The 267-nt window shown below is 61.0% G+C and carries 1 pseudogene; it reads left to right on the forward strand.

The annotated features are described in order from the left end of the window. A pseudogene (locus tag ACW5XC_RS20450) lies at positions 1-267 on the forward strand (IS3 family transposase); the annotation flags it as partial.

Genomic DNA, 267 nt, shown 5'->3' on the forward strand with positions numbered 1-267 from the left:
TACGGCGTCTCCATCGTAAAAAAGCGACCCGGCAAGTCCTCTCGCAGCGGCAAGTCGAGAGGCTGACCATTGTCAGGGCTTGCCTGTTTCTCGGGATAAGCCGGCAGGCTTACTACAAGCGCAATCGGGTCGCCGACGAGCGCCATGCACAGGGATTGCAGGTGGTGCGCTTCGTGCGTCAGGTTCGACTGCGACAACCGCGGGTGGGCACTCGCAAGCTGCATTATCTGCTGCAGGGTCAGGATGATGACGGGCTCAAGGTCGGGC

The organism is Aeromonas sp. 25-AL00135, from assembly GCF_054052385.1.